Origin of the sequence: Geobacillus sp. ZGt-1, assembly GCF_001026865.1 — a bacterium.
Classification (GTDB): domain Bacteria; phylum Bacillota; class Bacilli; order Bacillales; family Anoxybacillaceae; genus Geobacillus; species Geobacillus thermoleovorans.
The window spans coordinates 38,772-49,554 of the sequence record NZ_LDPD01000022.1 but is presented as its reverse complement, the minus strand read 5'-3'; the positions used below and the strand labels follow the sequence as shown (position 1 = coordinate 49,554).

The window sequence follows — 10,783 nt, the reverse complement described above, 5'->3', positions numbered from 1 at the left end:
GATGACTTCCGGGCGGTGAAGGTAAGAGTATTGCCGGGCCTCTTCGCTCGGCCGCCCTTTCACTTTTTTCAAATCGGCGGCGGCGTAATACACTTGGCCGCGTCCGATCGTGATCCCTTTTTCATTGACGACATCCACGACATCCATCGCATGGAAGTCGCCGGAAACCGCTGTTACGCCAGCAGGGAGCAAACTTTTCCCACGCATAAGCAACGCTTCTTCAGCCCCGCTGTCGACCGTGATCATGCCGGCGACAGGAGCATGATAGGCAATCCATTGTTTGCGCATTTGCATTTGTTTCGGAAACGGAACGCCGATGTACGTGCCGTCTCCTTTTCCAGCTAAAATATCAGCCAGTTTTTCTCGGCCGCTTCCCGTGCCGATGAACACGCTGACGCCAAACGAAAGTGCTTTNCGAGCCGCGAGAAGCTTCGAGCGCATCCCGCCGGTGCCGACGGCTGAACCGATGCCGCCGGCGGCTTCGATCATCTCATCGGTGATTTCCGGCAAAAAGGCGTATTTTTTCGCCTGCGGATTCGTTTTCGGATTGGCGTCATACAACCCGTTAATGTCCGTAAGCAAAATGAGCGCATCAGCGTGCAAAAAGCCGGCGACAAGCGCCGAAAGCATGTCATTGTCGCCAAATGTCAATTCTTCGATGGAAACGGAGTCGTTTTCATTAATGATCGGCACGGCGCCGTTCTCAAGCAGTGTGGTGATTGTGGCAAACAAGTTGCGGAACCGCTCGCGGCTGTAAAAGTCGCTGCGCGTCAACAACAGCTGAGCGGCCGTAAAGCCGAATTGGGCGAACGCCGAGCTGTACGCCTGCATGAGCAAACTTTGCCCGACGGCTGCGGCTGCCTGTTTCCCAGCGATTGTCGTCGGGCGCGCCGGGTAGCCTAAAGGTCCGAAACCAGCGGCGACAGCGCCGGACGTGATGAGAATGACGTCATGGCCGAGCTGTTTGAGATAAGCGATCGCCTCAACGTGATCGAACAGTTTGTCATGGCAAAGGCCGCCTTTCGGATCGGTGAGCGAGCTGCTGCCGATTTTGACCACCACGCGCTGCCGTTTCATCGCGTTCCTCCCTCCTTTGCGTGTTGAATGGCATGAGTTGGATCGCCTAGCCGCTCTGCGAAGCGGCCGGCCAATAAAAAACGCTTTTCCTCCTTTTTTGCAAAAGGACGGAAAAGCGTTCCGCGGTACCACCTTTTTTGGCGCACAAAGCGCCCACCTCTGGCCTGTAACGCAGGCGTGCGGCTTATGTTTGCATAAGCGGCCGTCTAGGGCAGGTTCAACCGGCTTCCCGCGAGGAACCTTCCAGCCTGTGGGTTCCACTCTCTGGCGCGTTCCCTCGGTTTACTAATCCCGTGCCGTTCTCGTTGTTTCATTGTCAAGGATAGACTTGCGATTTATAATTTGTAAGAAATTATGACGCCAAATGCTCCGGTTGTCAAGAGGAGCGGCTGATTTTTCTGACTCATTTTCGCAGAGTAGATCATGAAAACGCATTCAGAATAAAGATAATTGTCTTTTTATTAGAAAAAGTGGTACAATACTAGCAACCTAGCAATCTGCACGATGGAGGGACCAGAATATGAAAAAGCGGCGCAGCGACATGATCAAAAAAGGATTTGACCGCGCCCCGCACCGGAGTTTGCTGCGGGCGGCCGGGGTGAAAGATGAGGATTTTGACAAACCGTTCATCGCGGTTGTCAATTCGTACATCGACATTATTCCGGGGCACGTTCACTTGCAAGAGTTTGGGAGAATCGTGAAAGAAGCGATTCGCGAAGCAGGCGGCGTGCCGTTTGAAATGAACACGATCGGCGTTGATGACGGCATCGCCATGGGGCATATCGGGATGCGCTATTCGCTTCCGAGCCGGGAAATCATCGCTGATTCGATCGAAACGGTCATCTCGGCGCATTGGTTTGACGGCATGGTATGCATTCCGAACTGCGACAAAATTACGCCAGGGATGATGATGGCGGCGATGCGGCTCAACATCCCGACGATTTTTGTCAGCGGCGGGCCGATGNAAGCTGGTGTGACGAAAGACGGGCGGAAAATTTCGCTCTCGTCCGTGTTTGAAGGGGTCGGGGCGTATTTAGGCGGAACGCTCGATGAGAAAGGGCTCGAAGAACTCGAACGCTACGGCTGTCCGACGTGCGGATCGTGTTCGGGCATGTTTACGGCCAACTCCATGAACTGTCTCGCTGAAGCGCTCGGGCTCGCTTTGCCGGGCAACGGCACCATTTTGGCGGTTGACCCAGCGCGCAAAGAGCTTGTCCGCCAATCGGCAAAGCAGCTGATGTATTTGATCGAACATGACATCAAACCGCGCGACATCGTAACGGAAAAAGCGATCGACAACGCGTTCGCGCTCGATATGGCGCTTGGCGGCTCGACGAATACGGTACTGCATACGCTTGCGATCGCCAACGAAGCCGGCATTGACTATTCGCTCGAGCGGATTAACGAAGTGGCGTCACGCGTGCCGCATTTAGCGAAGCTCGCTCCGGCATCGGATGTCCATTATATTGAAGACTTGCACGAAGCCGGCGGCGTCTCGGCGGTGTTGAACGAGCTGGCGAAAAAAGAAGGCACGCTTCATTTAGATACGCTGACTGTCACCGGCAAAACACTCGGTGAAAACATCGCCGGCTGCCAAGTGAAAAACTACGATGTCATCCGCCCGATTGACAACCCGTATTCGGAAACGGGCGGGCTCGCCATTTTGTTCGGCAACTTAGCGCCGGACGGCGCCGTCATCAAAACCGGCGCGGTCCAAGGCGGCATCACGCGCCATGAAGGTCCGGCGATCGTGTTTGATTCGCAGGAAGAGGCGCTTGAAGGCATCGCCAGCGGCAAAATCAAGCCGGGTCATGTCGTCGTCATCCGCTACGAAGGACCAAAAGGCGGCCCAGGGATGCCGGAAATGCTTGCGCCAACGTCGCAAATCGTCGGCATGGGGCTCGGTACGAAGGTAGCGCTTGTCACCGACGGCCGCTTCTCCGGCGCCTCGCGCGGCTTGTCCGTCGGCCACGTTTCACCGGAAGCGGCGGAAGGCGGACCGATCGCTTTCATCCAAGACGGCGATATCATCGAGATCGATACGGTGAAACGAACGATCAACGTCAAGCTGTCCGATGAAGAGCTCGAACGCCGGAAAGCGAACTGGAAAGGCTTTGAACCAAAAGTGAAAACCGGGTATCTCGCCCGCTACTCGAAACACGTCACATCGGCGAGCACGGGGGGGATTATGAAGATTTAGCGGATTTCTGTAAGAGCGTTGTCCCCTTCCAAGCGCGCGAGGGACGCCATTAGACGATCAGGATCAAAAGAGGCGGTTTTTCCGCCTCTTTCATTTATTTTGGAAAGGAGCGTCCATCGCCTCCTTTTTTTACAGCTTTGTTGGTCTGAAAATATGTTGACATTTTCAAATATTTAGCCTATTTTAAAATTAGATATCATGATAAAACTATATAACGTTTGTATAACGTTATATAGTTTTGTATTTTCCATTTTTATGAAAGCGCTTTAAAAGAGGGGGCGGAAACGATGATTTTGCATGACATTGAGACGGCCGCACGCAGCGAACTGGAGGCGATCCAGCTTGTGAGGCTGCGGGCGACGGCGGAGCGTGTGTATGAGCGGGTGCCGTTTTACCGGCAACGGTTTGATGAAAAGGGAGTGAAGCCGGAGGATATTCGCACGCTTGAGGATGTACGCAAACTCCCGTTTACGACAAAGCGGGATTTGCGGGACCATTATCCGTTTGGTTTGCTCGCGGTCGATCTTTCCCAATGCGTCCGTGTACACGCTTCAAGCGGCACAAGCGGCAAACCGACGGTGGTCGCTTACACGAAACAGGACATTGAGCGCTGGGCCGACATTGTGGCGCGGGCGATTGTCATCGCTGGCGGGAAACCGGGGGATGTGATTCACAACGCCTATGGATACGGGCTGTTTACCGGCGGGCTCGGGCTGCATTATGGCAGCGAGCGGCTTGGGGCGGNGACGGTGCCGGTATCCGGAGGCAACACCGACCGGCAAGTGATGATCATTGAAGACTTTCAGCCGACCGTCATTTGCGCCACGCCGTCCTATGTATTGAACATTGCCGAGCGGATGAAAGAACTGGGCAAAGATCCGCGGCAAACATCGCTGAAATACGGCATCTTCGGTGCGGAACCGTGGTCCGAGGAAATGCGGCGCACGCTTGAAGAGACGTTTGATATGAAGGCATGTGATATTTACGGACTGAGTGAAGTGATCGGCCCGGGGGTGGCGATGGAGTGCCATGAAGCGCAAAACGGCCTCCATATCGCCGAGGACCATTTCCTTGTCGAAGTGATCGACCCGAAAACGCTCGAGCCGGTGGCGGAAGGGGAAGAAGGAGAGCTTGTTTTTACGAGCTTGACGAAAGAGGCGTTCCCGGTCATCCGCTACCGGACAGGCGATATCGCTTCCGTGACGAGAGAGCGTTGTGCTTGCGGGCGGACGACGGCGCGCATGTCGCGGGTCAAGGGGCGGGTTGATGATATGATCATCATCCGCGGCGTCAATGTGTTCCCGTCGGAAATTGAGCACCATCTGCTTCGCGTCTCGGAACTGGCTCCGCACTATCAGCTGCATCGTCTCCGCCACGGCCATTTGGAAGCGCTCGAGCTGCATGCGGAAGTGACCGATCGTTTTTACAGCGAGGTCGGCGGAGATTTGCAAAGCGAGCAGGCCGCTCTGCTTGCCCGGCGCATTCAGTCATTGTTGAAAACGCACTGTCTCATTTCGATTGACGTCCGTCTCCATTCGCCGAAAACGCTCCCGCGCTCGGAAGGGAAAGCGGTTCGCATCGTTGACCGCCGCCATCTTGAAGAGCCGCAATCCATCTGATAGAGAAAAAAACGATTGCAAAATATATGACATTAAAATATAATAACGTTAAACAAACGTTATATATTTTAAACGAGAGGTGGATGGGGGATGGCGGCTATGATGACGTNCACCCGCCTGTCAGATGAGGAGAAATACGAACGATTTATGCAGCGCATCGAGGCGGGGGAAAAAATCGAAGCCGATGACTGGATGCCGGATGAGTATCGGGTGACGCTGATCAAGCTCATTGCGATGCATGCGGTGAGTGAAATTATGGGAGCGCTTCCGGAAAAAGAATGGGTGCCGAAAGCGCCGTCGCTGCGCCGCAAGCTTGGCATCATGGCGAAAGTGCAGGATGAGATGGGGCACGGCCAGCTGCTGCTTCGGGTGGCGGAAGATTTGATGGCCCCGCTCGGCAAAACGCGGGAAGATATTATCGAAGATTTATTGAACGAACGGTTGAAGTTTCATAACGTGTTTCATATGCCAGCGCCAACATGGGCGGACGCCGGGTTGATCGGCTGGCTCGTCGACGGAGCGGCGATTATGACGCAGACGAACATGCTGGATGCCTCATACGGACCGTACGCGCGGGCGCTGAAGCGCATTTGCGCCGAGGAAGTGTTTCACGCCCAGCACGGCGAGTCCATCATTTTGGCGCTTGCCGAAGGGACGAAGGAGCAGAAAGAGATGCTGCAAGAGGCGCTCAACCGTTGGTGGGAGGCGTTGCTCATGTTTTTTGGCCCGCCGACGGCCGATACGACGGGAACTTCGAAGCAAGACATCACGATCAAATACCGCATCCGCACGAAAACGAATGAACAACTGCGCCAAGACTTCTTTACGAAATATGTGCCGCGCATTTGGGCGCTCGGACTGAAGATTCCTGATGAGACAATGCATTTTGACAAAGAGAAGGGTCAATGGATTTACCGGCAGCCGGATTGGGAGCGGTTTAAAGAAATCATCCGCAACAACGGGCCGAAGTCGCAGGAGCGGCTTGAGCTTCGGCGGACGGCGTATAAGCAGAACGCGTGGGTGCGGGAGGCGCTCAGCGCCGTACGGACGGCCGGATGAGGAGGGATGGCCATGGCGGGGAAAGAACAAGGATTTTATCAAGTGTTTGAAGTGTTCAGCCGCAAAGCGCCGGATGCGCCGATGCAGCATCAATTCAGTCTGCTTGCCCCCAATGAGGAGATCGCGCTCGTGATGGCGCAGGAAAACTTTATGCGCCGCGAGCCGGTCGCGGACCTTTGGGTCGTGAAGCGGGACTATATCCGGCGAATGAGTGAGGAGGAAAAAGCAGCGCTCAAGCGGCTTGACAACAAAGATTACCGGTTGACGCGAGGATATGGGGATTTAAAGAAACGATGGCGCAAATATGAGCAAAACGTGCTTGATGAGAAGGAAATTTTGTCATGGAAAGGCGAGATTCGGCGATGAGCGAAAAACCGATTCACTTCCATCCAGACGGTCAAGAGGCGCTTGTCGAGCTATTGTTTCAGCTCGCGGATGATGATTTTTTGCTTGCCTACCGCGGCTCGGAATGGCTTGGGTTGGCGCCGCATATCGAGGAGGATATTGCGTTTTCTTCCATCAGCCAAGATACGATGGGGCATGCGGCCATGTATTATCAGCTGCTTGAAGATCTTGGCTGTGGATCAGCCGACGAACTGGCGCACGCACGTCCGGCTTCGGCCCGGCGCAATGCGGTTTTGCTCGAACGGGCGAACGGCCCGGGGCATTATTTGCGTGAGCCTCGCTATGATTGGGCGTTTACCGTTGTTCGCCAATATTTTTATACGCAGGCGAAGCGCGTCCGTCTCGAGTCGCTCACCAAAAGCAGCTATGCCCCGCTCGCGGAAGTGGCAGCGAAAATTCAAGTGGAGCTGCACTACCATTTGCTTCATTGGCATACGTGGTTTGTCCAGCTGACGAATGCCCCTTTGGAAGCGCGGACGCGAATGACCAAAGCCATTCAGGATGTGGCCGCTGATTTTGCCGGCGTATTGACGCTCGGGGCGAAAGGAACGGAAATGGTGCGGTGGGGGCTGATTGATGAGGAAAAGGTGCTGACGGAAAACACGATTGCCGCGCTGGCGCCGGCGTTTGCCGAAGTGGGGCTTGATTGGCCGATGCCGTTTGGCATGAAACATGGCAACGGCCGCAACGGCGAACATACGCCGGATTTGGACGAAGCGCTGGCGACGTTGTCAGAAGTATACCGCGCCGTCCCGCATGCGATATGGTAATGTCCGCGCCGCTGTTGGCCAACGTGCGGCGTTGGGCATGACGCCTCTTTGTGACGGCGAAGTGTTTGTTGAAGGAGCAAAACGGCGCAGCATTGGCGGCACTAGGCAGCCCAAGCGGGAAAACGGCAGCGGGTTGGAAAATGTGAGGGAGAACCATGACAAATGAAGAGGTTTGGAAAGCGTTAGAAACGGTGAAAGACCCAGAAATTCATTCGATTAGCATTGTCGATCTTGGGATGGTGGAACAGGTTGACGTTCGGGATGGAGCGGTCTCGGTCTGTCTGCTGCCGACGTTTCTCGGGTGTCCGGCGCTTGATATCATCCGCACGCGGGTTGAGGAAGCGGTGAAGCAAGCAGGGGCCTCGGCGGTGACGGTTGAGTTTCTCCGCCATCCGCCGTGGACGTCCGACCGGATCAGCGAAGCCGGACGGGAGCGGCTGAAGCAGTTTGGCATCGCTCCGCCGCCGCGGCAAATGCCGTCAGGGGCATGGCAAGTGGCGTGTCCATATTGCGGGGCGGAGCGGACCGTCATGGAAAATTTGTTTGGCCCGACCGCCTGCCGCAGCATTTTCTACTGCAAACAATGCAAAAATCCGTTTGAGGCGATGAAGCCCGTATTAATTTCAGGATAAGAAAAGGGAAAGGGGACGTTCGTGATGTTTAAAATGATCGCCTTGTACAAACAGCCGAAAGATAAGGAGCAGTTTGACGCCCATTATTATGGGACGCATGTGCCGTTGACGGAAAAAATTCCTGGCCTCCGAAAAATCAAGGTGACGAAAATTACGGGGACGCCGATGGGGACGGAAAGCGAGTATTATTTGTTGTGTGAAATGTATTACGATAGTCAAGAGGCGTTTCAAGAGGCGATGAAAACGAAAGAAGCGAAGGCATCGGCAAAAGATGTCATGTCATTTGCCGGCGACCTCGTCACCTTTATGGTCGGTGAGGAAGTGGAACATGAGTGAGTTTGTTTCCATTGCGGCGCGTCAAGAGGGAGCGGTCGGCATCATCGAGCTCGCCCGTCCTGATGTATTGAATGCGCTGAGCCGTCAAATGGTGGCGGAAATCGTTGCGGCAGTGGAAGCGTTTGATCGGAATGAGAAGGTGCGTGTCATTGTGTTGACCGGGCGTGGACGGGCGTTTGCGGCTGGGGCGGATATTCAAGAGATGGCAAAAGATGACCCCATTCGTCTTGAGTGGCTGAACCAGTTTGCCGATTGGGATCGCCTGTCCATCGTGAAAACGCCGATGATCGCCGCTGTGAACGGGTTGGCGCTAGGGGGAGGTTTTGAGCTGGCGCTTTCGTGCGACTTGATTGTCGCGTCGTCGGCGGCCGAATTTGGCTTTCCAGAAGTGAACCTTGGCGTCATGCCAGGTGCGGGAGGCACGCAGCGGCTGACAAAGCTCATCGGTCCGAAGCGGGCGCTCGAGTGGCTTTGGACTGGGGCGAGTATGTCGGCGAAAGAAGCCGAGCAGCTGGGGATTGTCAACCGCGTCGTCAGCCCGGAGCTTTTAATGGAAGAAACGATGAGGCTGGCCGGGCGTCTCGCTGAACAGCCGCCTTTGGCTCTCCGGCTGATCAAAGAGGCGGTGCAGAAAGCGGTCGACTATCCGCTGTATGAAGGCATGCAATTTGAGCGGAAAAACTTTTACCTATTGTTCGCCTCGGAAGACCAAAAAGAAGGAATGGCGGCATTCCTCGAAAAACGAAAGCCGCGCTTCCAAGGAAAATAAGGGGGGCGTTCGATGTACGAAACGATCCGTTATGAAGTGAAGGGACAAGTCGCCTGGCTGACGCTCAACCGCCCTGATCAGCTCAATGCGTTTACGGAGCAGATGAATGCGGAAGTGACAAAGGCGCTAAAACAAGCAGGGGCGGATCCAAACGTCCGCTGCGTGGTGATCACAGGCGCCGGCCGGGCGTTTTGTGCGGGGGAAGATTTGAGCGGCGTGACGGAAGAAATGGACCATGGCGACGTGTTGCGCTCCCGATACGCGCCGATGATGAAAGCGCTTCATCATCTTGAAAAACCGGTTGTCGCAGCGGTGAACGGGGCGGCGGCCGGCGCGGGCATGAGCTTGGCGCTGGCGTGTGATTTCCGGCTTCTCTCGGAAAAGGCGAGTTTCGCTCCCGCGTTTATTCACGTCGGTCTTGTGCCGGACGCGGGCCATCTCTACTATTTGCCGCGTCTTGTCGGGAGGGCGAAGGCGCTTGAGCTTGCGGTGCTCGGGGAAAAAGTGACCGCCGAGGAAGCAGCTGCGCTCGGACTGGCGACAAAGGTGATTCCTCTCTCTGATTGGGAGGAGGAAGTAAAGCAGTTTGCCGAGCGGCTCTCTGCCATGCCAACGAAGGCGATTGGACTCATCAAACGGCTGCTTCGCGAAAGCGAGGAAACGACGTTTGACCGCTACCTCGAACGGGAAGCGGAATGCCAGCGCATTGCGGGATTGACATCCGACCACCGCGAAGGCGTCAAGGCGTTCTTTGAAAAACGAAAACCACTATTCCAAGGAAACTAAGCAAGGGGGAAAAAACGATGGCGACTGTCAAACAAAAGAAAATGGAACCGATGCCGACCAAACGTGATTTCTATCATTTGATTGTGAACGGGGAGCGGGTCGAAAGCGCCTCGGGCGAAACATTTGTGGTGACCAATCCGGCCACTGGCGAACCGGTCGCCCGCGTCGCCAAAGGGACGCGCGAGGATGCCGAACGGGCGGTGCAGGCGGCAAGGCAAGCGTTTGACCGTGGGAAATGGCGTCATTTTCCGGTGCAAAAACGGGCGCGCATCTTGTACCAAATTGCGGCCATCATGCGCGAACGTTTTAATGAATTGGTGGAATTGGAAATTTTGAATACCGGCAAAGCGTTGTCGGCTGCTCAAGGGCAAGTGATGCAGGCGATTGAAGACTTTGAATTTTTCGCCGGGGCGATCATTGGGCACCGCGGGGCGGTCAACCCGATGCCGGGCGCGTTTCACAACTATACAGAAAAAGAGCCTGTCGGTGTGTGCGCCCAAATCATTCCTTGGAACTATCCGCTCATGATGGCGGCTTGGAAAATCGCGCCTGCCATTGCCGCTGGATGCTCGGTCGTCGTTAAACCGGCGTCGCTGACGCCGCTCACCTGCCTTGTGCTGGCGGAAATTTGCCATGAGGCCGGCGTGCCGGAAGGGGTCGTCAATGTGGTGACGGGCGCCGGAGCGGAAGTTGGGGACTATTTGGTCGAACATCCGCTCGTCGACAAAGTGGCGTTTACCGGATCGACGCCGGTGGGGAAGGAAATTATGGAGAAGGCGTCGAAAACATTAAAACGGGTGACGCTCGAGCTGGGGGGCAAATCGCCAAGCCTTGTGTTTGCGGACGCTGATTTAGAAGCCGCTGTCGCCGGCTCATTGTTCGGCATTTTCTACAACAGCGGCCAATCGTGCGAGGCGCGTTCCCGCTTGTATGTGCATGAAAGCATCTATGACGCGTTTATGGAAGCGTTCGTGGCCAAAACGAAGCAGCTGAAACTCGGCGACCCGTTTGATGCCGGCACGCATGTTGGGGCGATCATCAGCCGCGGGCAGCTGGAAGTGATTGACGAATACGTGCAATCGGCTGTCGCCGACGGAGCGACGGTCGCCGCCGGGGGAAAAGAGGCGGTT

The 10,783-nt window shown here is 55.4% G+C and carries 12 protein-coding genes and 3 pseudogenes; 13 read left to right on the top strand and 2 right to left on the bottom strand.

Features of this window, described 5'->3' with window-relative positions; translation table 11 throughout:
• Positions 1-414 (bottom strand): annotated as a pseudogene (locus VU18_RS19870) (PUA domain-containing protein); the annotation flags it as partial.
• 1 nt (position 415) lies between these two features.
• Positions 416-1,077 (bottom strand): glutamate 5-kinase (proB, locus tag VU18_RS19865; RefSeq protein WP_236687334.1); only part of this gene is annotated, 662 nt, incomplete at its 3' end.
• A gap of 520 nt (positions 1,078-1,597) precedes the next feature.
• On the opposite strand from proB, the pseudogene VU18_RS19860 reads away from it, so the two are divergent.
• From VU18_RS19860 to VU18_RS08555, 13 genes and pseudogenes are all read left to right on the top strand, one after another.
• Positions 1,598-2,041 (top strand): annotated as a pseudogene (locus tag VU18_RS19860) (dihydroxy-acid dehydratase); the annotation flags it as partial.
• Between the two features lies 1 nt (position 2,042).
• Positions 2,043-3,277 (top strand): dihydroxy-acid dehydratase (locus VU18_RS08600; RefSeq protein ID WP_236687333.1); only part of this gene is annotated, 1,235 nt, incomplete at its 5' end.
• A gap of 287 nt (positions 3,278-3,564) precedes the next feature.
• Positions 3,565-4,021 (top strand): annotated as a pseudogene (locus VU18_RS19855) (phenylacetate--CoA ligase family protein); the annotation flags it as partial.
• Position 4,022: 1 nt separating this feature from the next.
• On the top strand, positions 4,023-4,896 hold an 874-nt coding region (locus tag VU18_RS08595; RefSeq protein ID WP_236687332.1), incomplete at its 5' end, for a phenylacetate--CoA ligase family protein.
• 117 nt (positions 4,897-5,013) lie between these two features.
• Positions 5,014-5,955 (top strand): 1,2-phenylacetyl-CoA epoxidase subunit PaaA, encoded by a 942-nt coding sequence (gene paaA / locus VU18_RS08590; protein WP_369793569.1) that lies wholly within the window; start codon positions 5,014-5,016, stop codon positions 5,953-5,955.
• 12 nt (positions 5,956-5,967) lie between these two features.
• Positions 5,968-6,321, top strand: a complete 354-nt coding sequence (paaB, locus tag VU18_RS08585) for a 1,2-phenylacetyl-CoA epoxidase subunit PaaB (RefSeq protein ID WP_011231529.1) — start codon at positions 5,968-5,970, stop codon at positions 6,319-6,321.
• On the top strand, positions 6,297-7,130 hold the full coding sequence (gene paaC / locus VU18_RS08580) for a 1,2-phenylacetyl-CoA epoxidase subunit PaaC (protein ID WP_011231528.1): 834 nt from the start codon (positions 6,297-6,299) through the stop codon (positions 7,128-7,130). The genes paaB and paaC overlap by 25 nt, the downstream gene beginning before the upstream one ends.
• The gene (locus VU18_RS19850; protein ID WP_236687330.1) at positions 7,117-7,296 is read left to right on the top strand and encodes a hypothetical protein; all 180 of its coding nucleotides are present in this window, start codon (positions 7,117-7,119) and stop codon (positions 7,294-7,296) included. Before paaC ends, VU18_RS19850 begins: the two co-directional genes overlap by 14 nt.
• Positions 7,286-7,762, top strand: a complete 477-nt coding sequence (gene paaD, locus VU18_RS08575; protein ID WP_011231527.1) for a 1,2-phenylacetyl-CoA epoxidase subunit PaaD — start codon at positions 7,286-7,288, stop codon at positions 7,760-7,762. The genes VU18_RS19850 and paaD overlap by 11 nt, the downstream gene beginning before the upstream one ends.
• 24 nt (positions 7,763-7,786) lie before the next feature.
• Positions 7,787-8,098, top strand: coding sequence for an EthD family reductase (locus tag VU18_RS08570; protein WP_011231526.1), 312 nt, complete (start codon positions 7,787-7,789; stop codon positions 8,096-8,098).
• Entirely contained in the window at positions 8,091-8,867 is a 777-nt protein-coding gene (locus tag VU18_RS08565; RefSeq protein ID WP_021321740.1) for an enoyl-CoA hydratase/isomerase family protein, read from the top strand. Before VU18_RS08570 ends, VU18_RS08565 begins: the two co-directional genes overlap by 8 nt.
• Positions 8,868-8,879: 12 nt before the next feature.
• Positions 8,880-9,653, top strand: coding sequence for an enoyl-CoA hydratase-related protein (locus VU18_RS08560; RefSeq protein ID WP_011231524.1), 774 nt, complete (start codon positions 8,880-8,882; stop codon positions 9,651-9,653).
• A 17-nt stretch (positions 9,654-9,670) separates the two neighbouring features.
• On the top strand, positions 9,671-10,783 hold a 1,113-nt coding region (locus VU18_RS08555; protein ID WP_047758002.1), incomplete at its 3' end, for an aldehyde dehydrogenase.